Source organism: Corynebacterium variabile, from assembly GCF_006539825.1.
GTDB classification, from domain to species: domain Bacteria; phylum Actinomycetota; class Actinomycetes; order Mycobacteriales; family Mycobacteriaceae; genus Corynebacterium; species Corynebacterium variabile.
In genome coordinates, this window is the sequence record NZ_BJNT01000015.1 from 25,983 (window position 1) to 47,709 (window position 21,727).

The 21,727-nt window shown below is 67.1% G+C and carries 20 protein-coding genes and 1 pseudogene; 9 read left to right on the plus strand and 12 right to left on the minus strand.

Annotated features, from left to right (window positions below):
- Positions 1 to 2 precede the first annotated feature (2 nt).
- Entirely contained in the window at positions 3 to 3,659 is a 3,657-nt protein-coding gene (uca, locus tag CVA01_RS09635; RefSeq protein WP_141330350.1) for an urea carboxylase, read from the plus strand.
- An 8-nt stretch (positions 3,660 to 3,667) separates the two neighbouring features.
- Here the strand turns inward: uca and CVA01_RS09640 are convergent, their stop codons facing one another.
- From CVA01_RS09640 to CVA01_RS09650, 3 genes are read right to left on the minus strand one after another with little or no spacing between them, the layout of a single operon-like run.
- Positions 3,668 to 4,297 (minus strand): TetR/AcrR family transcriptional regulator, encoded by a 630-nt coding sequence (locus CVA01_RS09640; protein WP_141330352.1) that lies wholly within the window; start codon positions 4,295 to 4,297, stop codon positions 3,668 to 3,670.
- Positions 4,298 to 4,340: 43 nt separating this feature from the next.
- Entirely contained in the window at positions 4,341 to 5,195 is an 855-nt protein-coding gene (locus CVA01_RS09645; RefSeq protein WP_141330354.1) for a Fic family protein, read from the minus strand.
- 1 nt (position 5,196) lies between these two features.
- A complete protein-coding gene (locus CVA01_RS09650) occupies positions 5,197 to 6,123 on the minus strand; it encodes a putative nucleotidyltransferase substrate binding domain-containing protein (protein ID WP_170209749.1) in 927 nt (308 codons plus the stop codon).
- Between the two features lie 198 nt (positions 6,124 to 6,321).
- Between CVA01_RS09650 and CVA01_RS09655 the strand changes: the two genes are divergently transcribed.
- Both CVA01_RS09655 and atzF read left to right on the plus strand, forming a co-directional pair.
- Positions 6,322 to 7,866 carry an amino acid permease gene (locus tag CVA01_RS09655; RefSeq protein ID WP_141330358.1) on the plus strand — a complete coding sequence of 515 codons (1,545 nt, stop codon included), beginning with the start codon at positions 6,322 to 6,324 and terminating at the stop codon, positions 7,864 to 7,866.
- Between the two features lie 2 nt (positions 7,867 to 7,868).
- Positions 7,869 to 9,641, plus strand: coding sequence for an allophanate hydrolase (atzF, locus tag CVA01_RS09660; RefSeq protein ID WP_141330360.1), 1,773 nt, complete (start codon positions 7,869 to 7,871; stop codon positions 9,639 to 9,641).
- 2 nt (positions 9,642 to 9,643) lie between these two features.
- On the opposite strand, the gene CVA01_RS09665 is transcribed toward atzF, so the two are convergent.
- From CVA01_RS09665 to CVA01_RS09690, 6 genes are all read right to left on the minus strand, one after another.
- On the minus strand, positions 9,644 to 10,648 hold the full coding sequence (locus CVA01_RS09665) for an LLM class flavin-dependent oxidoreductase (RefSeq protein WP_141330362.1): 1,005 nt from the start codon (positions 10,646 to 10,648) through the stop codon (positions 9,644 to 9,646).
- Positions 10,649 to 10,684: 36 nt separating this feature from the next.
- Positions 10,685 to 11,278, minus strand: a complete 594-nt coding sequence (locus tag CVA01_RS09670; protein ID WP_141330364.1) for an HdeD family acid-resistance protein — start codon at positions 11,276 to 11,278, stop codon at positions 10,685 to 10,687.
- Positions 11,279 to 11,339: 61 nt separating this feature from the next.
- Entirely contained in the window at positions 11,340 to 12,095 is a 756-nt protein-coding gene (locus CVA01_RS09675) for an iron ABC transporter ATP-binding protein (RefSeq protein WP_141330366.1), read from the minus strand.
- Positions 12,092 to 13,129, minus strand: a complete 1,038-nt coding sequence (locus tag CVA01_RS09680; protein ID WP_218024573.1) for an iron chelate uptake ABC transporter family permease subunit — start codon at positions 13,127 to 13,129, stop codon at positions 12,092 to 12,094. The genes CVA01_RS09675 and CVA01_RS09680 overlap by 4 nt, the downstream gene beginning before the upstream one ends.
- Entirely contained in the window at positions 13,119 to 14,117 is a 999-nt protein-coding gene (locus tag CVA01_RS09685; protein WP_174775630.1) for an ABC transporter permease, read from the minus strand. The genes CVA01_RS09680 and CVA01_RS09685 overlap by 11 nt, the downstream gene beginning before the upstream one ends.
- A gap of 99 nt (positions 14,118 to 14,216) precedes the next feature.
- Complete coding sequence (locus CVA01_RS09690; protein WP_244938235.1) at positions 14,217 to 15,248, minus strand: siderophore ABC transporter substrate-binding protein; 1,032 nt, start codon at positions 15,246 to 15,248, stop codon at positions 14,217 to 14,219.
- 671 nt (positions 15,249 to 15,919) lie between these two features.
- On the opposite strand from CVA01_RS09690, the pseudogene CVA01_RS15270 reads away from it, so the two are divergent.
- The 3 genes and pseudogenes from CVA01_RS15270 to CVA01_RS15280 all read left to right on the plus strand — a co-directional run.
- Positions 15,920 to 16,228, plus strand: a pseudogene (locus CVA01_RS15270) (siderophore-interacting protein); the annotation flags it as partial.
- On the plus strand, positions 16,205 to 16,594 hold the full coding sequence (locus tag CVA01_RS15275) for a siderophore-interacting protein (protein ID WP_244938248.1): 390 nt from the start codon (positions 16,205 to 16,207) through the stop codon (positions 16,592 to 16,594). The pseudogene CVA01_RS15270 and the gene CVA01_RS15275, both read left to right, overlap by 24 nt.
- Positions 16,584 to 17,747: a methyltransferase gene (locus tag CVA01_RS15280; protein WP_244938236.1), complete on the plus strand. Its 1,164-nt coding sequence runs from the start codon at positions 16,584 to 16,586 to the stop codon at positions 17,745 to 17,747. The genes CVA01_RS15275 and CVA01_RS15280 overlap by 11 nt, the downstream gene beginning before the upstream one ends.
- 101 nt (positions 17,748 to 17,848) lie before the next feature.
- Here the strand turns inward: CVA01_RS15280 and CVA01_RS09700 are convergent, their stop codons facing one another.
- Positions 17,849 to 18,214, minus strand: a complete 366-nt coding sequence (locus CVA01_RS09700; RefSeq protein WP_280528074.1) for a PH domain-containing protein — start codon at positions 18,212 to 18,214, stop codon at positions 17,849 to 17,851.
- Between the two features lie 323 nt (positions 18,215 to 18,537).
- On the opposite strand from CVA01_RS09700, the gene CVA01_RS09705 reads away from it, so the two are divergent.
- From CVA01_RS09705 to CVA01_RS09715, 3 genes are read left to right on the plus strand one after another with little or no spacing between them, the layout of a single operon-like run.
- Positions 18,538 to 19,359: a MurR/RpiR family transcriptional regulator gene (locus tag CVA01_RS09705; RefSeq protein WP_141330370.1), complete on the plus strand. Its 822-nt coding sequence runs from the start codon at positions 18,538 to 18,540 to the stop codon at positions 19,357 to 19,359.
- Positions 19,356 to 20,018, plus strand: a complete 663-nt coding sequence (locus CVA01_RS09710; protein WP_141330372.1) for an ABC transporter ATP-binding protein — start codon at positions 19,356 to 19,358, stop codon at positions 20,016 to 20,018. Before CVA01_RS09705 ends, CVA01_RS09710 begins: the two co-directional genes overlap by 4 nt.
- Positions 20,015 to 20,800, plus strand: coding sequence for an ABC transporter permease (locus CVA01_RS09715; protein ID WP_141330373.1), 786 nt, complete (start codon positions 20,015 to 20,017; stop codon positions 20,798 to 20,800). The genes CVA01_RS09710 and CVA01_RS09715 overlap by 4 nt, the downstream gene beginning before the upstream one ends.
- A 7-nt stretch (positions 20,801 to 20,807) precedes the next feature.
- Here CVA01_RS09715 and CVA01_RS09720 read toward each other — a convergent pair whose 3' ends face one another.
- Both CVA01_RS09720 and CVA01_RS09725 read right to left on the minus strand, forming a co-directional pair.
- Positions 20,808 to 21,164: a HepT-like ribonuclease domain-containing protein gene (locus CVA01_RS09720; RefSeq protein WP_141330375.1), complete on the minus strand. Its 357-nt coding sequence runs from the start codon at positions 21,162 to 21,164 to the stop codon at positions 20,808 to 20,810.
- Positions 21,161 to 21,649: a nucleotidyltransferase domain-containing protein gene (locus CVA01_RS09725; protein WP_141330377.1), complete on the minus strand. Its 489-nt coding sequence runs from the start codon at positions 21,647 to 21,649 to the stop codon at positions 21,161 to 21,163. The genes CVA01_RS09720 and CVA01_RS09725 overlap by 4 nt, the downstream gene beginning before the upstream one ends.
- Between the last annotated feature and the right edge of the window lie 78 nt (positions 21,650 to 21,727).

The following is a 21,727-nucleotide window of genomic DNA, read 5'->3' on the forward strand; positions in this document are numbered from 1 at the left end:
CCATGACAACGACAACCGACAGCATCCTCATCGCCAACCGCGGCGAGATCGCCCGCCGTATCATCCGCTCGGCGAAGAAGCTCGGTATGCGCACTATCGCCGTCTACTCCGACGCCGACATCGCCGCCCCCCATGTCCGTGACGCGGACGTGGCTTACAACATCGGACCCGCCTCCGCCGCCGAATCCTACCTCGACATCGACCGTATTCTCGCCGTCGCCACCGAGGCCGGGGCCACCGCCATCCACCCCGGCTACGGATTCCTCTCCGAGAACGCGGACTTCGCGCGCCGGGTCGAGGCCGCCGGTATCGCCTTCGTCGGCCCGACCGCCGAACAGCTCGAGAAGTTCGGCGTCAAGCACACCGCCCGTGAACTCGCCGGCGCCGCAGACGTGCCCATGCTCCCGGGAACCGGGCTGCTCAACTCGGCTGACGAGGCCGTGGCCGCCACCGAGGAAGTCGGTCTGCCGGTGATGGTCAAGGCCTCCGGTGGTGGCGGCGGCATCGGTATGCAGGCCTGCAGCACTGTCGAGGAGGTCCGTGAGGCATTCTCCCGCGTGGAGGCGCTCGCCGCCAAGAACTTCGGCGCGTCCGGCGTGTTTCTGGAACGCCTGGTCCGCCCGGCCCGCCACGTCGAGGTCCAGGTCTTCGGCGACGGCGCAGGTCGCGTCGTCATCGTCGGAGACCGCGACTGCTCCCTGCAGCGCCGCAACCAGAAGGTCATCGAGGAAGCCCCGGCTCCGCACCTTCCCGAGCCGGTCAGGGAGCAGATCCACACGGCGTCCCGCATGCTCGCGTCCTCGGTGGACTACCGGTCCGCAGGGACCGTGGAGTTCGTCTACGACCCGCAGCGAGAACAGGCCTACTTCCTGGAGATGAACACCCGCCTGCAGGTCGAGCACCCGGTGACCGAGGAGGTCTACGGGGTGGACCTCGTCGAGTGGATGCTGCTGCTGGCCACCCGCGGCGTCGGCGGCACCGGCCCGGACGCCGGACTGGACACCACCATCTTCGACGCTGACCCGCTGCCCACCGGCTGTGCCGTGGAGGCCCGGGTCTACGCCGAGGACCCCGACAAGGAGTCCGCGCCGTGCCCCGGAGTCGTGACCAACGCGCGGTTTCCCGACGCAGGTCCCGTCGCCGGTGCGGACGCCACGGTCCGCGTCGACGGCTGGATCGAGACCGGACAGGAGATATCGCACTTCTACGACCCGATGATCGCCAAGGTCATCACCCACTCCGACACCCGTGACCATACCCTCGACGCCCTCCGGACCGCCCTCGACGACACCCGCATCGACGGCGTGGTCACCAACCTCGGCCTGCTGCGCGAGATGACCGGAAACGCTGACCTGCGGGCCGTCACCCACTCCACCCTCACCCTGACGACCACCGCCGACCCGGATCCCCGCATCGACGTGCTTGCGCCGGGCATGCTCACCACCGTCCAGGACTGGCCTGGACGGAAGGGCTACTGGAAGATCGGCGTCCCGCCGTCCGGTCCGATGGACGACCTGTCCTTCCGTGCGGCCAACACCGCGGTCGGTAACGCCGAATCCGCGCCGGGCCTGGAGTGCACGGCCAACGGGCCGACACTGAGATTCTCCTGTGACACCGTCATCTGTCTCACTGGCGCGGTGGTCAACTGCACCCTTGACGGTGAGCCGGTGGCGCAGTGGGAGCCGGTGGTGGTCTCCGCCGGACAGGTGCTCACGGTCGGTTCCACGACGGACACCGGCATGCGGGTCTACCTCGCGGTCCGAGGCGGCATTGACGTGCCTCACTACCTGGGATCCGCCTCAACCTTCACCCTCGGTAGCTTCGGTGGTCACGCCGGTCGTGCGCTGCAGGCCGGTGACGTTCTGCGCGTCGCATCCGGCAAAGCGTCCGCTGTGGTTACCGACCCGGCATCCGTCCCCGCCGGGCAGCGTCCGGCCCTGACCAACGCCTGGCACATCGCCGTCACCGAGGGCCCGCACGAGGCTCCCGAGTTCTTCACCCCGGAAGATATCGAGGTGCTCTACAGCACCGACTACGAGGTGCACTTCAACTCGGCCCGGACCGGTGTGCGCCTCATCGGTCCCCGCCCCGGCTGGGCGCGTGAAGACGGCGGGGAGGCAGGCCTGCACCCGTCGAACATCCACGACAACGCCTATGCCATCGGTTCCCTCGACTTCACCGGAGACACTCCCATCATCCTCGGACCCGATGGGCCCAGCCTCGGCGGATTCGTCTGCCCGGCAGTGGTGGCCAGCGGGGATCTCTGGAAGCTGGGGCAGCTGCGTCCGGGTGACACGGTCCGGTTCGTCCCCGTCCGTGAAGCGGAGGCCGTCGGGGTGCGTCAACTGTGCACCGCGGTGGACGGCCCCGACACCATCGCCGGCGGGGACTCCGACCACGGCGTTATCGCGGTGGATGAGGGCACCGGGGACGAGAAGGGACGCCCGTCCGTCACCTACCGTCGTTCCGGGGACGCCAACCTGCTCGTCGAGTTCGGTGAGCTCCAGCTCGACATCGGCCTGCGGATGCGTGTCCAGGTCCTTATGGACCGACTCGAGGAGGCCGCTGTTCCCGGCGTCCTCGATCTCACCCCGGGGATCCGGTCCCTGCAGATCCACACCGATCCGTCTGTGATCCGCCCCACCGAACTGGTGGAGCTGGTCCGTGACCTGGAGGTGGACATCCCGGACACCGAGGAACTGGTGGTCCCGTCCCGCACCGTGCGACTCCCGTTGAGCTGGGATGACCCGCAGACCCGCCTGGCGATTGAGCGGTACATGAACGGTGTGCGTGACGACGCCCCATGGTGCCCGTGGAACATCGAGTTCATCCGGCGGATGAACGGTCTGGAGACTGTCGATGACGTCTACCGCACGGTGTTCGAGGCCAGCTACCTCGTCCTCGGTCTGGGCGACGTCTACCTGGGTGCCCCGGTCGCCACGCCGCTGGATCCGCGGCATCGCCTGGTCACCACGAAGTACAACCCGGCCCGCACCTGGACCCCGGAGAATGCGGTGGGCATCGGCGGCGCCTACCTGTGCGTGTACGGCATGGAGGGCCCGGGCGGCTACCAGTTCGTCGGCCGGACCACGCAGATGTGGAACCGCTACCGCACCGGTGGACTGTTCCAGGGCGATCCGTGGGCGCTGCGGTTCTTCGACCGGATTGAATGGTATCCGGTGAGCCACGAGGAGCTCATGCGGCTGCGTGCGGAGACCGATGCCGGCCGTGGGATCGCCGACACCACCGACGGCACCTTCTCCTATGCGGAGTACCGGGAGTTCCTCGCGGAGAACGCGGACAGCATCGCCGAGTTCCGTGAGATGCAGTCGGTGGCGTTCGAGGAGGAGAAGCGGCGCTGGCGCGAGTCCGGTGAGTTCGACATCCGTGATGAGCCGGTGGTGGCCGCCGACCCGGGGGCCGTGGAGATTCCGGAGGGGTCCACCGCGGTCTACGCGGAACTGCCGTCCACCCTCTGGCAGCTGCTCGTCAGCGAAGGCGATGAGGTGAAAGCCGGTGACCGGCTGGCGTCACTTGAGTCGATGAAGATGGAGTCTCCGGTGGTCGCAGTCACTGATGGTGTGGTCACCGGAGTCTTCGCCGCCATCGGTGACCAGGTGTCCCAGGGACAGGCACTGATCAGCCTGGGCGCGCGGTAGCGTCCAGCTCAGCGCCGGAGGACACTGACCGCCGCCTCGGCGACGGCGTCGGTCAAGCGTCCGACGTCGTCGGGGGTGATGGTCAGCGTGGACCGGAGCGTCACCACGGACTCGACGATGTGGAACGGCACCTCCAGCAGCAAGGGGTCGTCGGCGCCGAGTACCCGGCGCCCCAACTCGGTGTAGGCGGCGCGCAGCTCCGCACGGAGCTGGTGGAACTCGGTGAAAGAGCGGTCGTTGACCTCGGGGGTGCTGTAGAGGGAGGCGACGTTCCAGGTGTCGCTGAACAGGAGTTCGGCATCCTGCCGGGCGAGTTGGCGGAGCATTCCGGTGGCTTGCAGGGCGGATCCGTCGGTGACCCCGTCCAACAGTTCCCGGGCCAGGTCGAGGGAGTGCTCGACGGTGGCGAGCAGCAGACGGTGCAGGATCGCCTTCTTGTTGGGGAAGTAGTGGTACATCGTCGCCTGGCGGATGCCTGCGGCCTCGGCGAGACGGCGGGTGGTCACTGAGCCGAAGCCCTCGGTGGTGAACAGCTCCGCCGCGGCATCGAGAATCTCGGCGGCTGTGTCCTCCCCGGTCAGGCGGGGTGTTCCGGCCCGTGGGCGTCCTGGTCGGCGGCCGGTCGGCTCGGTGGGCATGCAGATCTCCAGTGGGGAACCAGTAGGGACAGTGGACACGGGGTTACACCGTTGAGAGTAGGCGAAACCAGGGTTCTGGATCGGCGACCCCGGCACCGTCCGCTCCGTCAACGGCGGTGGCCTCGGCGGCGCCCGTGGCGGTGACCGACGCGGCGGATGCCCGGTACCAGGCGGCGCGGCTGATCCGGGACAGGGTTCCCGGTGGCGTCAACAGCATGAGTGCGGCCATGGCGCTGCGCCCGTTGCCGTCCCGGAAGGGGTGAGCCCAAATGTACTCGGCGAGGAAGGCGGCGAGAGCCTCGGCCGGGAGTGGATCGCCACGGTGACGCGCCTCCAGACAGCGGTCCAGTGCCAGCAGGGACAGGTTGAGATGGTGCTCCACCTGGGGCAGGCGGCAGAACGAGAGATCCTGGCGGGACAGGTTCACGGTCCTCAGCTCACCGGCCCAGCCGAAGACATCCCCGAACAGCCGTCGGTGCAGGACCTGCAGTGTGTCTGACCTCGTCACTTCGGGGAGGAGCCGAGCGTCGGAACGGGGGCTGAGAAGCTCCGCGGTGCGCAGCGCGCTGAGCCGACCGGTAAGCGTGTCCAGCGCGGACTGCCCGGTCAGACCCTGCAGATTGCGCAGGACCATGTGTCGCTTGTCGAAGTAGGGGCGGGACCGGAACCAGCGGTCGGCAGAGGACCGCCTTGGCGAGGGATGCGCCGCGGCGGATACCCGGGCCCGGTCCACAAGATCCGTGATGAGCTCCGGGGGAGTGACGCCGGTGCGCAGGATCCGACGGAGTTCCTCGTGGAGGTCGGTGGTGTCGCAGCCCTCGATCTGCTGTGCCCGGTGGATGTCGGCCAGGTGGGCGTCCTCGATGGCCCGGTCGGTGACACCTGCCGCGTCAGCCATGTCAGAACTCCGTGTAGGACGAGGTGGACAACCGGTACCGCAGCGTGCGCTGCACGCCCCGGAGGTCCGTAACGGCACGGCGCAAACGTTGGGACCGCTCCCGGGGCAGGGCGGAGAACACCACGCGACCGCGGCGCTCAAAGATGCTCGTTGGACCGGTACCCAGCGCCAGGTCGAGGGACAGGGCCAACCCCGCCCGGTAGGACTCCCTGAGGGCCACGGCTTCAGTGTGGCCGAGCAGGCCGGCGGCTGCGGCATCGGTGAGCCGGGTTACGGTTCCGCAGGCGGCGGAGCCACTGGTGAGGGCCGCCCACCGGGAGATCTTCACCACCGGGGTGAGCAGGTCCTCCTTAAGTGCGAAGGAGTCGGCGTGGAAGAGTCCGGTGGTGCGCGGGGGAGTGTGGGAGAGCGCGTCGCGGAGCATCTCGGTGACCATCGGCGTCCCGGGCACCGCTGCCGCGGCAGCACGGGGGAGCTCACCGACAGGGTCGGCGGCGTCCGCCACCAGGCCAGTCTTCACCACCCCGCGGTCGTCGCCAGGGCGGGCGCACCAGCCGGCTAAGGCGGCGGTCCAGGCTGCGCGGTCGCCCGGGAGAACCGATGTGGCCGGTGAGACGCCGTCGTCATCCCCGATGATGCCGTCGGTGAGCAGCCCGGTGAACCCGGGGGTGGGGCCGGGGGCGAGGCGGATGGCGTCGAGGTCACTTGCTGGGGTGGCTTCACCGCGGCCGACGGATCCCGTGGCGGCCAGGTTGTCGTCGAGCCGGTCGCTCAGTGCGGTCGACCACCGGGCGGTGAGGGGAAGGGGGTCGCCGTCAGGACCGTCAGCGCGCCGGGCACTGGCCAGATCGTTCACCAGGGAGGTCAGAGCGGGCGACAGTGGTCGGGGCGTGGGGGAGTTCTGTCGGCGGACGGGGTGTTCGGACACGGCGTCCATTGTGCCGCCACCCGGGGACCGGTGCCGGTTGAACCGGCGGGGTGGGCTGTGTTGCGGGTCAGGCGCCAGGAAGGAAACCAGACCAGAACCGCGACGATACAGGACTGAAACATCCGTCCCGTTGACTTTCTTTCAAATGACAGGAACCAGCCAGGTTCCATCCTTCGCCCAGAAAGGGACATCGCGCACATGTCAGTCCCCATCACCCCGGCCACCGGGGTACGCCCGACCTCCGGCACAGATGCCGGAGACCTCGGCGAATTCGGGTACGACCAACAGCTGCACCGCAGCCTCGGCCGATTCTCCTCCTTCGCCGCCGGATTCAGCTTCGTCTCCATCCTGACCACGATCTTTCAGCTCTTCGGCCTCGGCTTCGGCTTCGGCGGGCCGGCCTTCTTCTGGACCTGGATCGCCGTCTTCATCGGCCAGTACACAGTGGCGCTCTGTTTCGCCGAACTCGCCGCGCGCTACCCCGTCTCCGGGGCCATCTACCAGTGGTCACGACGGATGGGCGGCGAAATCCTCGGCTGGTTCGGCGGCTGGTTCATGATCCTGGCCCAGATCGTCACCGCCTCTGCCGCCGCCATCGCCCTCCAGGTCGTCCTGCCCTCGGTCTGGTCCGGATTTCAGATCATCGGCGACGACCCCGCCCTGACCTCCTCCTCAGGCGCGGCCAACGCCGTGCTGCTCGGAGCTGTCCTTCTGGTCATCACCACCGTCATCAACTGCATCGGCGTCCGATGGATGGGCTACGTCACCACCATCGGTGTGTGCTGTGAGATTGTCGGCGTCGTCGCCATCATTCTCGCCCTGTTCACACACTCCCACCGTGGCCCGGATGTCGTCTTCGACACCGGGCTGCCGGGGACCGAGGACGGCTACATCTGGGCCTGGATCGCCTCCGGACTCATGGCCGCCTACGTCATGGTCGGCTTCGGCAGCGCCGGCGAGCTCGCCGAGGAGACCCGCAACCCGCGTCGGGTCGCTCCGAAGACCATACGCCAGGCCCTGACCCTCTCCGCCGTCGGTGGCGCCCTGCTCATCCTCGGCGCCCTCATGGCCGCCCCGTCCCTGACTGACGGACGCCTCGCCGATGAGGGCCTACCCTACGTCCTCAACACCGTGCTCTCCTCACCGTGGGGGACCGTTCTGCTCTGCGATGTCGCCATCGCGATCCTCATCTGCACCCTCGCCATCCAGACCGCCGCGTCCCGGCTGATGTTCTCCATGGCCCGCGACGGCCGCCTGCCGTTCTCCGCCGTCCTCTCCCATGTCAACACGAGAACCGGCACCCCGATCCTTCCCTCGGTGATCATCGGTGTGCTCTGCGTGGTGGTCCTGCTGGTCAACGTCGGAAACGACGCCATCTTCGCCACCCTCACCAGTGTGTGCATCATTCTCATCTACCTCGCTTACCTCGCGGTCACCGTGCCGCTGCTGATCCAGCGGCTCAAGGGCTGGCCCTGCAAGCGGGGCCGGGAGACCGACGCCGAGGGACAGCCCCTGTTCACCCTTGGACCGGTGGGCGTGGTCATCAACATCCTCGCCGTCTGTTACGGCGCCCTCATGGTGGTCAACCTCTCCTGGCCGCGGGCGGAAATCTACAACCCCTCCGGCGACATGCCGCTGCTGCAGTGGGCCGGTCCCCTGACCATCATCGCCTGCGTCCTTCTCGGCCTCTGTGCCTTCCCCTGGGGGAAAAAGCACCTCAAGACCGTGAAGGTCGGTGAGTGACCGTGACTGTCGCGCCCTACCGCACCGTCGAGGAGGCCACTGTCGCGCTCGACGCCGCCTACGACCGCATCGCCGCCGCTGACCGTCCCGAGGTCTTTCTCTCCCTGCTGACCAGGGAGGACGCGCATGACGCGTTGGCTGCGTCCTTCACCCGTCCGACCGGACCGCTCACCGGCATGCTCGTGGCGGTGAAGGACAACATCGACGTCCTCGGCTTCGACACCACCGCGGGGTGCCCCGGCTTCCGTTACACCCCGGAAGAGGACGCGGCGTCCGTGGCCGCCCTCCGTGCCGCCGGGGTGACCGTCATCGGCAAGACAAACCTCGACCAGTTCGCCACCGGACTCGTCGGCACCCGGTCGCCCTACGGCACCGTCCGTGACTCGCGGGTCCCCGCGCGGATCTCGGGCGGATCCTCCTCAGGCTCCGCTGTCGCCGTGGCGCTGGGCTTTGTCGACGCGGCCCTCGGCACCGACACCGCAGGCTCCGGCCGTGTACCGGCCGGTCTCCAGGGACTCACCGGTGTCAAGCCCACCCTCGGGGTGGTCTCGACCAAGGGTGTTGTCCCGGCCTGCGCCAGCTACGACTGCGTCACCGTCTTCGCCAGGCAGACCGACACCGCTGAGCAGGTCATGACGGTGTTGGCGACCACCGGAGACCGCGACGGCGGGGCTGATGTCCGCTTCGCGGCCCCAGCCACCCCGGTCATCGGTGTCCCTGCCGAGCTGCCGGAACTGTCCGGGAGTTGGCGGACTGCCTTCCTCAGCGCTGTGCACGCGTTGCGGGACGCCGGATGCGGGATCCGGACCATCGACCTGGACCCCGCATTGGACGCGGCGAGAATGCTCTACGAGTCCCCGATCGTCGCCGAGCGTGCCGAGGCGGTCGGCGCCTTCGTCGCCACGGCCACCCCGGAGGACGCGGTGGATCCCACCGTTGACGGCATCATCACCGCCGCAGGACGGTTCTCCGGCCCCGAGGTCCTCGCCGCCCGGCGTGACCTGGACCGACGCCGCGCCAGCATCATGGCCGGTTGGGACGACCTCGATGCGGTGCTCATCCCCACCGCGCCCTTCCACCCGACGATCGCCGAGGTCACGGCGGACCCGGTGGGTGTGAACGCGGCGATGGGGACGTACACGAACTTCTGCAACCTCTTCGATCTGTGCGGTGTCGCAGTTCCATGGATCACGGTGCCCGACAACGGGCGGGGCGATGCGGGCCCCGCGCAGTTCGGGGTCACTGTGCTGGCCCCGGCCTTCGGGGACGCGGTGGCGGCGGATATCGCCGCGCGACTGACTGGTGCAGGGGCGGAGACCGCGTTGGACACTGACCCGGCCGCCAGGCGCACCCCGGGGTCCTGGATCCGCGCTGCCCGGGTGGAACATACCTCCGTCGTGGTCGTCGGAGCCCATCTGCGTGGACAACCGCTAAACAGCCAGTTGGCCGCTGTCGGCGCCGTATTCGCTGGGGACGTGGAGACCAGCCCCGACTACCGGCTCTTCGCCCTCGACACGGTACCGCCGAAGCCCGGGATGACCGGACCGGTCGCCCAGGGTGGTGCGGCCATCGCCGGGGAGGAGTGGGTGCTGTCCCCGGCGGGGTTGGCCCGGTTCCTGGGCCAGCTGCCCGCCCCGATGGCACTCGGCGAGATCACGCTCTCCGACGGTCGGCGGGTCACCGGGTTCACCTGCCAGCCGGAGGCCGTGGCGGACGCGACGGAGATCACCGCCACCGGGGGCTGGCGCAACCATCTGGCGGAGGTGCGGGGCTGACGCTAGGCCGTGCGCATCCCCCACGCGTCCGCCAGGATCGACATGGACTCCAGTGATTCCCCGGTGGTGGGGGACTGCAGTGAGATCATCAGTTCATCGGCGTCCGCGTGGCGGGTGAAGCCCTCGAGGTATTCGGCGACCTGCTCACCGGTGCCGACCGCGTGGTAGCGCAGCATCGACAGGATCATCTCCGCCGCCGGCGAGGACATGAGGAGGTCGAGGTCCTCCTCACCGACCTGGCGTCCCCTCAGTGCCATCGACTCCACGCGCCGACGACGCACGATCTCGCTCTGCCGTGCCGCCTCGGCCTCCGTGGCCGCGGCGGTGACATTCACCGCGGCGATGACATAGGGCTCCGGGCGGAGCTCCGAGGGCTGGAAGTACTCGCGGTAGGCCTTCACGGCGGGGACCAGGGAGTCCGGGGCGAAGTGCGAGGCGAAGGAGTACGGCAGGCCGAGCTGTGCGGCGAGCGTGGCACCGAACATGGAGGATCCGAGGATGTACAGCGGCACATTGGTGTCCGCCCCGGGGATCGCCTCCACCCCCTGGACCCGGGAGCGTCCGGCGAGGTAGCCCTGCAGCTCCAGGACATCCTCGGGGAAGTTCTCGGCATTCTGCGGTGAGCGGCGCAGTGCGGCGACGGTCCGGGCGTCCGTCCCCGGGGCACGGCCGAGGCCCAGATCGATCCGGTCGGGGTGGAGTTCCGCGAGCGTCCCGTACTGCTCGGCGATGACCAGCGGTGCGTGGTTGGGGAGCATCACCCCTCCCGCGCCGAGGCGGATACTCTCCGTCTTCGCCGCGATGTGGGCGATGAGCACTGCCGGGGAGGAGGACGCGATGGAGGTCATGTTGTGGTGCTCGGAGTACCAGATCCTGGTGTAGCCGAGCTCCTCGGCCTTCTGCGCCAGGTCGACGGACCGGCAGAAGGCGTCCCGCGGAGTCTCGCCGCGGTAGACCGTGGCGAAATCGAGCAGGGACAGTGGTACGTGGGGCTCGGCTGCGCTCATAGTCTCCGAACCTACCCCCGTCCCCCGTGGCCCGCTCTACTTGTCGAGATTACGCAGCTTCACCGAGAAGACGATGAGGGAGATACCGAGCGCGAGAGCCGCGATGCCCGCCAGCCACGACAGGGTGACGACATTGTCCACCGGGTTGAAGATCGCGAGGGCGCCGAGGAGGACGCCGAAGAGGATGTTGATGATGCCCACGGCGATGGTCCAGCCACTGCGGTTCTCGACCGGGGCGGCGAGCTGGACGATGCCGGACAGGACCATGCCGATCGCCATGAAACCGAGGACGAAGAACGCACTGATGATGGCGAAGGTCACGGGGAACAGGATGACCAGCAGGCCGAACAGGGTCTGGATGACGCCGTCGGTGAGCACCCACCCCCAGGGGGTGTTCTGCTGCTTCAGCCGGAAGGACAGGCCGACGGTCGACAGACCGTCGACCATCATCCAGGCACCGACGATGATGCCGAAGACGGTGGCGGAGCCGAAGGGGGAGATCAGCAGCAGGATACCGACGAGGACGGCGAGGATGCCGCGCCACAGGAGGAAGCTCACGCCCCGCTTCCGGAGGGACGCGAGGAGGCCGGCGGCGGGGTTATGTGCGGGGGACTGGGGGGAAGTGCTCATACCACCGAGAGTACGCCGGTCACCTGCCTGTTCTGCGGCGGAACGCAGTGTGGGCTCTCACTCAGAAATAGCTGGCGAGAGGGCCGTCCTCGGTCTGCAGAACCTTGACCGGGGTGCCGAAGATCCCGGAGAGCACCTCGTCCCGGATGACCTCCTCCGGCGTGCCGAAGACGGTCACCTGCCCGTCGGCCATCGCACAGATGTGGTCGGCGTAGCGGGCGGCGAAATTGATGTCGTGGAGCACGATGACAACGGTGCGTCCCAGCTCGTCGCAGGCTCGACGCAGCTGCTTCATCATCTGGACCGAGTGCTTCATGTCCAGGTTGTTCAGCGGCTCGTCCAACAGGACGTAGTCGGTGTCCTGGGCCAGCACCATGGCGACATAGGCACGCTGCCGCTGACCGCCGGAGAGCTGGTCGAGGTACCGGTTCTCCAGGTCGGTGAGGTTGAGGAAGTCGATGGCCTCGGTGATGTGCTTCTCGTCCTCGACGTTCAGGCGACCGTGCGAATGCGGGTAGCGTCCGAAACCGACCAGCTGGCGCACCGTCAGGCGGGTGACGAAGTGGTTCTCCTGCCGCAGGATGGACAGTTTCTTGGCGACCTCCCCGGAAGGCGTCTTGAACACGTCCTCGCCTCCGACGGTGATGGCGCCGGTGTCCGGCTTCTGGAGTCGTCCGACCATGGTGAGCAGGGTGGACTTGCCGGCGCCGTTGGGGCCGACGAGTGCAGTCATGCCGCCGGCGGGGATGTCGAAGCTGACGGGGCCGATGGTGACCTCGTCGCTGTAGGCGCGGGAGACGTTGTCGAAGGAGATCACAGGCGGCCTTTCCGCAGGATGAACAGGAGGAACACGGATCCTCCGATGAGCTCGATGATGATCGTGACGGCGCCCTCGGCGTCGAAGAAGTTCCGCATGATGAAGTAGGAACCGGTGAGGAAGACATAACCGATGAGCGCGGCGACCGGGAAGATCAGCCGGTGGTCGTAGGTGTCTGTCAGCTGGTAGGCGATGGTGGCGACCAGGAAGCCGAGGAAGGTCATCGGTCCGACCAGGGAGGTGGTCATCGCCATGAGGACCGAGATGAGCAGCAGCAGGATCATCAGTTCCCGTCGGTGGTTCACCCCGAGGTTGTTGGCGGTGTCGTTACCCAGGGCGACCACGTTGAGCCGGCGACTACGCAGGTACAGCAGGACGCAGACCACGAGCACGACCGGGATGACGATACCGAAGTTGTCGGTGTCCGCGTTGCCGATGCTCCCGAAGGTCCGGGCGGTGAGGATGTCGAACTCATTCGGGTCGAGCAGCCGCTGCATGAAGGTGGACAGGGACCGCAGGCCACCACCGAGGACGATACCCACGAGCAGCATCACCTGGATATTGCCGAACTTGCCCGAGAGCAGCCAGCCGAACAGGGCCACGGCGAAGAGCACCATCAGCCCGGACTGCAGGAGGAACGCGGGAGTGCCGTCGAACGACGCCAGCCCGACGGAACCGAAGAAGAAGATCACCGAGGTCTGCACCGCGACATAGATGGACTCGAAGCCCATGATCGACGGGGTGATGATCCGGTTGTTCGTCGCGGTGTGGAAGGCCACGGTGGCGAAGGCCTGGCAGAGAGCCACCAGCGCGATGGCGATGAGTGCGTCCCGGCGCAGATTGACGATGCGCCAGAACCCTTTCCCGCCGAAGGGGACCGGGTTGTTGTAGGTCATGTGCAGGACGGTGAACAGCAGAGCCAGGGCGACCAGGACCGCGACGAGCACGATGTATTTCGTGCGCTGGGCGGTGGTGGTGAAGGCGCCGCTGGTCCGTGTGGAGCGGGGAGTGGCAGTGGTGACGTCAGTGGGCATGGCGGCGTCCTCTCACGAGCAGGAACACGAAGACGACCGCACCGAGGATGCCGAGGACCAGGGACACCGGGACCTCGAAGGGTGCGATGACGGTGCGGGCGAAGATGTCCGCGAGAATGAGGATCCACATGCCGAGCATGACGACCCAGGGCAGGTTGGAGCGCAGGTTGTCGCCACGGAACATCGAGATGATGTTCGGGACGATGAGACCGAGGAACGGCAGGTTGCCGACGACGACCGTGACGATGCCGGTGACCACGGCGACCATGCCGATGCCCAGCAGCTGGACGCGGCTGTAGTTGAGTCCGACGTTGGTGGCAATGTCCTTGCCGAGACCGGCGACGGTGAAGCGGTCGGCGACGATGAAGATGAGCACGAGGACGACGAGCACGATGTAGAGCAGCTCATAGCGTCCGCGGACGATGCCGGTGAAGGAGCCGGTGAACCAGATGCTGAGCTGCTGGAGCATGTCCGTCTTCAGTGCGACGAAGGTGGAGACGGAACCGACGACCGCGCCGAGCATCATGCCGACGATTGGCACGATGAGGGAGGACTTCAGCCGGACCTGGCGAAGGAACAGGAAGAAAATGCCGGTGCCGACGAAGGAGAAGATGATTGCACCGATCATCCGGGTGGTCAGGGACGCACCCGGAATGAGCACCATCGTCGTGATGAGGCCGAGCCCGGCCCATTCGGTGGTGCCGGTGGTGGTCGGTTCGACGAACTTGTTCTGGGTCAGCAGCTGCATCACCAGGCCACACATGGCCATCGCTGCGCCGGCGAGCGCCAGCGCCACTGTGCGGGGGACGCGGGTGATGAAGAACATGTCCCAGCCGTCCTCGCCGCCGGTGATGTCGTAGACGCCGGTGAACAGCGAGGCGAACAGCAGCCCGAGGGTGAAGATGATGCCGATGAGCATCGGCCAGGTGGTGCGCCACACTCTGCGCGGTGGTGCGTCCTCCGGCGGAGCCGGGGTAGCGACGGTCATGTCGGTCCTGTCCTGAATCGTGCCGAAGCCCGGCCCCCAGGACGGACTCGGGGGGAGTCGGTCGGCGGGCCGGGCGTGAGGCGGGAGTGGTGCCGGAAACTACTTGGCGGCCTCGAAGGCGTCAGCGACGGAGTTGAGGACCTCGGTGTAGGCCTCGATGTCCTCAGTAGTGTAGAAGTCGTTCGGCAGCAGGATGATGTGGTCATCCTGGACGGCCGGGACGTTCTTCAGGGCCTCGGAGTCTGCGATGAGCTCCTGGGCGGAGTGGTACTCGGGCTCGTCGGCGGAGACGGCGGCGTCACGGTCCAGGACGATGATCCAGTCCGGCCTGGAGTCGGCGATGGCCTCGACGGAGATGTCGTCACCCTGGTGGTTGGTGGAACCCTCGTGGTCGTAGGACGGGGTCAGTCCCAGCATGTCGAAGATCGGGCCGACGGAGCGACCGGTGGACGGGGCGGCGTAGTTGATGTCGCCGCCGGAAGTGACCAGGCCCATGACGGTCTCGTCGGAGTTGTAGGCCTCCTTGCCACGGTCCTTGGCCTCGTCGAAGGCGGAGATCAGATCCTCGGCCTCGTCGTTCTTGTCGAAGACCTCACCGATCAGGCTGGTGATGTCCTTGAGGGTGTCCTCGGTGGACTGGGTCGCCGGGGCGTCCTCGTCGGTGCTCTCGAGGTCCTTGTCGAAGCTCAGGTCCAGGATCGGTGTGTCCGGGAGCAGCTCCTTCATCTCGTCGTACTGGCTGGAGTAGCGGTAGCCGGTGATGATGAGGTCAGGATCGGCGGCGACGAGTTCCTCGAGGTTCGGCTCGCGGTGAGAACCGGTGTCGTGGATGTCCGTGTCGTCGTGGTACTTGGTGATGGAGTCCGGGATCAGGGTGACCGGTGCGGAGACCAGGTCGATGTCCCAGTCCTCGAGGACCTGGAATATGCGGTTGTCGAAGGCCGCGACGCGCTGCGGGTCGGCGGGGATCTCGACCTCTCCGCGGGCGTCGGTCACGGTGCGGGTGTCGCCGTCGGTGCTGCTGTCGTCGTCATCGGAGCAGGCGACGAGGGAGCCGGCCGCCAGGAAGGCGGTGGCGGCCAGGGCGACGGGCGCCAGGCGACGGCGGTTGCCGCGGAAAAGGGTACGCATGATTACGGGGGAGTCCTCTCGGAACGTCAGGTTCGGAAATCTCTTTCTGCACCCTAGCGAAATGTGGGTGCCATATTCCAAGCGCAGCCTAAGTACAGATATGGGACGCCTCACCGGGATGAGGTCCGAGAAACGCCATTGTTCCTGTTCGCGTCGGGGTTACGCTGCCTCACTGCGCGGCTGTGTCGGGGGTGAGATTGGGGGGTGATGAGAGAGTGCGTAGTGAGAGCGGTGTGCCGTACTACCTGCTATTGCGGGGTAGTGATTCCGGTTCACGACACCCATGCCCGCGCCGGCGTCGTGTACTCGACGATGCGTCAGGGCACTGTCAGAGCACTGTCGGGGACGGCGGGCAGGATGGCAGCTCCCAGTGCTACTCGACAGGGTGGTCGCAACTGCCAGGACCACCCAGTCGAGTCGTACCTGGAAGGCTTCAGATCTGCGTCAGGCACGGATCCGCGATTCTGTGCCACAGAATCCGCGATTCGTGCCTGACGCAGATGTGCTGCATGAACCGCACAGTCAACTACCCGGCAGTCCAGGCCAACTGCCAGGCGGCGGGGGTTCTTAGCCCGAGGACAATTCTGCCGCTAATCCCCCCCCACCATCCAGGAGACCCTTGTGCCCCGTCGCGCCCGTCCGCCCACCCCATCGCACTGCGGGAACTCGAGGTGAAGAGGGTCGCGGACATCACTCCGGGCCTTCGGCGCGTCACCCTCACCGGCGACGAGCACGATGCGCTGACAACTCCGGAGGATGTCGACCAGCTGGAGTTCACCTCCACCGGCTTCGGCGACGACATCAAGCTGATCTTCGCCTACCCGGGCGAAACTGAGCCGGTACTTCCGCTGCACAAGGACGGCGGCATTAAGTTCCCGAAGGAGCGGCGTCCGCTCAGCTAGTCCTACACCGTGCGCCGGTGAGACGCCGACACCCGCGAACTCGACGTCGACTTCGTGAAGCACGGCCTGGGCACTGCCACGACCTGGGCGTACCGTGCCCAGCCCGGCGAGAGGATCCACATCGCCGGGCCGTCCTCTTCCAGGAGCCTGCCGGAAGGTGCGGACTGGCTGCTCATCGCCGGTGACGACGCCGCCACGCCCGCGATCGCCCGCTTCCTCGAGGATCTCCCGGCGGACGCCAGGGGACAGGTCTTCCTCGAGGTCGCCGAGGAGTCCCACGTCTACGACCTACGCGAGCTGCCGAACATGGAAGTCACCTGGTTACCGCGCAACGGAGTCTCCGCCGAGGCATCCACCTTTCTGGCCGACGCTGTCGCCGCCGCCGACTGGCAGGGTGGGCAATGTTTCGCCTGGCTGGCGGGGGGAGCAGTCCGTGGTCCGTGACCTGCGGCGTCCCCTCATCGAGCAGCGTGGCCTGGACAAGGCGTGGATCGATTTCACCGGATACCGGAAGCGGGAGAGGGTGGAGAGTGTCGAAGGGGACGCTGCAGTTGTCGACGCCGACAACCACGAGACCGCCTTCGAGAAGTTCCAGGCGGCGGCTAATCTCGGCCTCGGTGAACTTCTGAACCGTGGCACTACCACGGTCGCCGGCCTGGTGGAGGCCACCGGTGCCGACGACCGGGCGCTGCGGAAGCTCCTGCGCTACCTGGAGGTACTGGAGCTGGTCGAGCCGGTCGGGTCCACGGGTCCCGGCTCCACGGCGTCCGCCGCCGGCGACTACCGGCCTGAGGAGTACCGGCTCAGTGAGTCCGGGGTCTACCTCACCCACGAGGATGTTCTCGAGTACCTGTTGGACGACGGACTCATGGCCCGCCAGGAGCTCGCCCTCCGCAGGCTTGAACAGGCGGTGCGTACCGGGCGTCCGGTGTACGAGGAGGTCACCGGGCATCCCTACACGGATCTGCAGGTTGATCCGAGGTTCTCGGACCGGGCACTGGAGAACACGGCGCGTCTCGCGTCCTTCATGGCCGGCCTGTTGGCGGCCTCGCAGTCATTGGGCGCCGGGACAGGCCCGCAGCGCATCGTCCTGCACTCCCGGGATGCGAATGTGCTGGCCGCCGAGCTCGTCGCAGCATTCCCCGAGGCGCAGGTGGAGATTGTCGCGTTGCCGACGCCGGCCGCCTGGCTCCGGGCCGATCTGCCCGCTGCCGTGGTCGACGCCGCCGCCCGTGACCGGATCAGCATTGTCGAGCAGTCGGTCTACGAGAAGACGGCGCCGGCGGACACGATCCTGTTCGCCGGGACCATCACCGAGATCGCGGACGCCGAGGCGGTGCTCGCGCTGCGGAGGGCGGCGTGCTCTCTGGTCGAGGGTGGACGCATCCTGCTGTTGGAGGACACCCAGGACATCGACCACGCCGAAGGGCCTGATGAGCACGATGCCGAGGCTGACCTGCTGAATCTCACGCTGACCGGTGGCGGCTTCCGCACCGTGACGGAGCTGGAGACGGTCATCGCGGACGCCGGTCTGAAGTTCACCGCCGCCGAAGTCGTCGGCTGGGGCTCGGTGCTGCGCACCCTAGGGCGGGCGTGAGGTGTTCACTCCGGATACATCACGCGCTGTGTCACTTTCGGGGGTCGGATGTGGCACGGGCTGTGATGTATCCGGGGTGAACTCGGCGTCTGGCGTCCGCGTCAGTGGTTGCCGAGCAGGATGTTCGCGATGAGCTGGTCGAGGCGGCGGACGTCCACACCTCGACCGAGCCCGATCTTGATCTTCCCGGCCCGGGTCCACAGCTCCAGTTCCGCCGTGAAGTCCAGGGTCCCGGCGTTCTCTGAGGACCACATGTTGATCGAGGAATACGGCAGGGAGTACATCTCGACCTTCTTGCCGCGCAGGCCCTGGGCGTCCCGGACGATGAGCCGTCGGTCGGTGAAGACAGCGGAATCACGGAAGGTCTTGTACGCGGCGATGGGCGTTTCACCGGGGACGAGGAGCGGACCGATGTCCTCGGGGATCGGCACCTCCATCTGGAAGGACCAGGAGGTGATGACGTTTATTTCAGTTGGCGTTGGATATGTTTAGCACAGTGCCTATTTCAACTTCTCGATGGTCGGGGTGATCCGGTCGAGGAACCAGCGCAGCGAGTTCGGACCGGCGGCGTTGATGGTGAAGGCGTCGGAGTACTCGACCTTGAGGTCGCTGATGATCTTCTCGGCCTGAGCCGCAAGGTGAGCCGTAGGTTGACCGCGAGAGGGTGGACAGGGAGTAGTTCAACCACCGTGACGCGGTCAACCTGGCAGGACAGAAAGGTAGCGTACCCTCGGGTGGGCGTGAAGTAGTGCTCACTACGTTCTGCGATGAATACTGTAGTGTCCACGACATGCAGCTGGTAGACCGCATCGCCGCCCACCGCAGTGAACTCACCCCCGCCGAGATCCGTGTCGCTGAATTCATGGCGGACAATCCCCACAGTGTCGGGTACCTCTCCGCACTGAAGCTCGCCGAGGCGTCCCGCACCAGCGACGCGACCGTCGTGCGCACCGTCCGTAAGCTCGGCTTCGACGGCCTCGATGACCTGCGTGAACAGTTTGCCGTCGAGCTGTCCCGGGCAGGCCGGATGGAGAGCACCATCCGGTCACTCGTGTACGAGCCGGAGAGTGAGGTCACCCGGTACATCGCCGAATCCGCCGAGGCTGTCGGCGTTCTTCCGGAACGTGTCCGTCAGGATGCACTCGCTGATGCCGTCGAGGTCATCGCCGCCCGGTGCGTCGTCCTCGTCGGTTCCGGCCCGGCCCGGTCCATCGCCGACTACGCGGCCCACCGCTTCCGCCGCGTCGGGGTGTGGTCCGTCGCTGCGGGGTCCAGCGGACGCTCCTTCGCTGACGAGCTCGCCGCCTTCGCCGCCGGTGACATCGTCGTGCTCATGTCCTACGACCGGGCGACCGTGGAGGTCAGCGTCCTCTATGGGCGGGCTGCGGCACTCGACATTCCGGTCGTCCAGCTCAGTGAAGGTGTCCACACCGTCGATCCGCAGTGCGCGGTGGTGCTCGGTGTGGGGCGCGGCAATCCCGGGTACAGCCCCAGTTATGCGCCGACCGTGGTGGTGCTCGAGGCCCTGGTCCTGGCGGTCGCGGCGTCCGACCCGGACCGCAGTGCGGCCGCGGGTGCGGTGCTCGATGAGCTGCGGGACCAGCTGTCATGAGCGAGCCACTGTTCGCTTTCGAGGACGTCACCCTGGTCCGTGACGGACGCCCCATCCTCGACCACGTGACCCTCGACATCCCGACCGGCGGCATCACCGCGGTGACCGGACCGTCCGGCTCCGGCAAGTCGACGCTGCTGCGCTGCTGCAATCTGCTGGAAGTGCCCACGTCCGGACGGATCCTTTACTGCGGCACCCCGCTGACCGGCTTCGGTTCCCTCGACCCGCTGACCCTGCGTCGGCAGGTCGCCATGGTCTTCCAGCGGCCCACGGTCTTCGCCGGCACCGCCTTCGACAACCTGCGCGCCGCCGACGGGTCCCTCGAAGAGGACGCAGCCACCGCTCTGTTATCCGAGGTCGGCCTGGAGGCGTCCTACCTGGACCGCGAGGCGGACACGCTCTCCGGCGGCGAGTCACAGCGGCTCTGCCTCGCCCGCGCGCTGGCGACCCAACCCGATGTACTGCTCGCCGACGAGGTCACCTCCGCTCTCGACGAGGATGCCACCGGCGTCCTCGAGGAGCTGGCGCAACGGCTCGTGGCACCGGAAGCACAGGGCGGACGCGACCTCTCGGTGCTCTGGGTCTCCCACGACCCGGCGCAGGTGCAGCGGATCGCCGACCGGTCCATCCGTATCGATGCGGGTCAGGTGACCGCATGAGCGGGGACGGAGGTGCCGTCGGCTGGGTCGGCCTGGCGGTCTCCCTGATCTTCATCGCCGTGGCGATGGCCGTGACCAGCGGATTCCACCTGAAACTCAACCGGCCGATCGTGGTGGCCGTGGCGCGCTCACTGGTGCAGATGGGCATCGTGGGCTTCGCACTGGTGCTGCTCGTGGACCCGGACACGTCGATCTGGTGGTCCTGGGCATGGACAGTCGGCATCATCGGCTTCGCGTCCATGACGGTGACGCGCCGTGCGCCGCGGGTACCGGGACTGTTCCTCATCTCGGTGACCGCCTACACGACCATCGCGGTGACTTCGCTGGCCGTCATCTTCGGCTTCGGGATCTTCGAGCTGAACAGCAGGGCACTGGTTCCGGTGGCCGGGATGGTCATCGGTAACTCGATGAAGGTCGGGGTGGTTGCGGCGACCCTGGTCTCGGAGTTCGCCTCCGACCAGCGTGCCGAGGTCGAGGCCGGGCTGGCGCTGGGAATGAGCGTGCGCAGGGCGTCCTCCCGGCTGCTGCGATCGGCGCTGCGCACCGCGATCTCCCCGCAGGTCGAGCAGACCGCAGCACTCGGCATCGTCTTCCTGCCGGGCGCGATGACGGGCCTGATCCTGGCGGGCATGGACCCGTTGGAGGCTGTCGCCACGCAGCTGGCGCTGATGTACGTCATCCTCGCCGGGGTGGTCATCGCCGCGGTCATCACCGGGATCGGGACGCTGCGGGCGCTGACCACTCCTGAGCAGACGCTGGTGCAGCTGACCCGGGAGGGGTGAGTGGCGGTCAGTCCAGTTTGTCCAGCTCGCACGGGTCGTGGAGGTCGTCGAGTTTGCGGCGGAGGTTTCTCTCGAACTCAGGGAGATCCTCGGACACCGTGGTTCTCACGATGCCCAGATCGGCAGAAATGTAGCCATGAGCGAGACGATTCCGCATGGCCCACATGAACTTCCAGTCGTCACCGAAGAGTCGGGATTCCAGGCCACCATCAGCTGTTCGCAATGATTCGATTGCGGCAGAGAGCCTCATGGAGACCGCGTCAGCGACGGTCTCGTCTGACAGGTTCTGACGACTGAGATGGCGGTGCATCGCTTCGATGTGGTTCAGTGCATCCGTGTTTTTCTCCCTGTCCGTCCTGCTCACAGCGGCACCGCATCAGCGAGAGCGGAACGGCTGATATGCACGCGCAGAGCACTGGCCGGGACGATATCAACACGAGTGCCCAGTGCCTCAGCAACCTGTCCTTCCAGTCGGGAAAGAGACAACAGGCCGAACCCCTCGGGCAGGTCCACAAGCAGGTCGATGTCGGAATCCTCATGGTCCTCGCCACGGGCGACGCTGCCGAACACCCGGGGGTTGGTTACGCCGGCCTTTCTGAGGATCTCGAGTACCTGCGGTCGGCGTCGTTGCAGCCGTTGGCCCAGTGGAGTGGTGCTGTGGAACCGGAGTAACCGGGACACCTCCGGTTGACTGCGACCGACGGCGTCCGCGATCTGTCGTTGGGTCAGACCCGCCGCATGTCCGGTGCGGACGGCGGACACCAGCATCTCGGCGGCATGCGCCCGGAGTTCGTCCGCATCCTGGGCCCGGGCGCTGATCTGGTCGATAACTGCTTCTGTAGTGGTCATATAGCAGATACTATCAACGTCAGGCCCGTACAGGTAGCCCCGAATTCCCTGGTCCGTGACAACGGCACCCAGAACCCG

What these genes read in the sequence shown, in the direction of transcription:
- uca (WP_141330350.1), top strand. Translation starts at nt 3, where the DNA reads ATGACAACGACAACCGACAGCATCCTCATCGCCAACCGCGGCGAGATC.
- CVA01_RS09640 (WP_141330352.1), bottom strand. Translation starts at nt 4,297, where the DNA reads ATGCCCACCGAGCCGACCGGCCGCCGACCAGGACGCCCACGGGCCGGA.
- CVA01_RS09645 (WP_141330354.1), bottom strand. Translation starts at nt 5,195, where the DNA reads ATGGCTGACGCGGCAGGTGTCACCGACCGGGCCATCGAGGACGCCCAC.
- CVA01_RS09655 (WP_141330358.1), top strand. Translation starts at nt 6,322, where the DNA reads ATGTCAGTCCCCATCACCCCGGCCACCGGGGTACGCCCGACCTCCGGC.
- CVA01_RS09665 (WP_141330362.1), bottom strand. Translation starts at nt 10,648, where the DNA reads ATGAGCGCAGCCGAGCCCCACGTACCACTGTCCCTGCTCGATTTCGCC.
- CVA01_RS09670 (WP_141330364.1), bottom strand. Translation starts at nt 11,278, where the DNA reads ATGAGCACTTCCCCCCAGTCCCCCGCACATAACCCCGCCGCCGGCCTC.
- CVA01_RS09680 (WP_218024573.1), bottom strand. Translation starts at nt 13,129, where the DNA reads ATGCCCACTGACGTCACCACTGCCACTCCCCGCTCCACACGGACCAGC.
- CVA01_RS09685 (WP_174775630.1), bottom strand. Translation starts at nt 14,117, where the DNA reads ATGACCGTCGCTACCCCGGCTCCGCCGGAGGACGCACCACCGCGCAGA.
- CVA01_RS09690 (WP_244938235.1), bottom strand. Translation starts at nt 15,248, where the DNA reads ATGCGTACCCTTTTCCGCGGCAACCGCCGTCGCCTGGCGCCCGTCGCC.
- CVA01_RS09705 (WP_141330370.1), top strand. Translation starts at nt 18,538, where the DNA reads ATGCAGCTGGTAGACCGCATCGCCGCCCACCGCAGTGAACTCACCCCC.
- CVA01_RS09710 (WP_141330372.1), top strand. Translation starts at nt 19,356, where the DNA reads ATGAGCGAGCCACTGTTCGCTTTCGAGGACGTCACCCTGGTCCGTGAC.
- CVA01_RS09715 (WP_141330373.1), top strand. Translation starts at nt 20,015, where the DNA reads ATGAGCGGGGACGGAGGTGCCGTCGGCTGGGTCGGCCTGGCGGTCTCC.
- CVA01_RS09725 (WP_141330377.1), bottom strand. Translation starts at nt 21,649, where the DNA reads ATGACCACTACAGAAGCAGTTATCGACCAGATCAGCGCCCGGGCCCAG.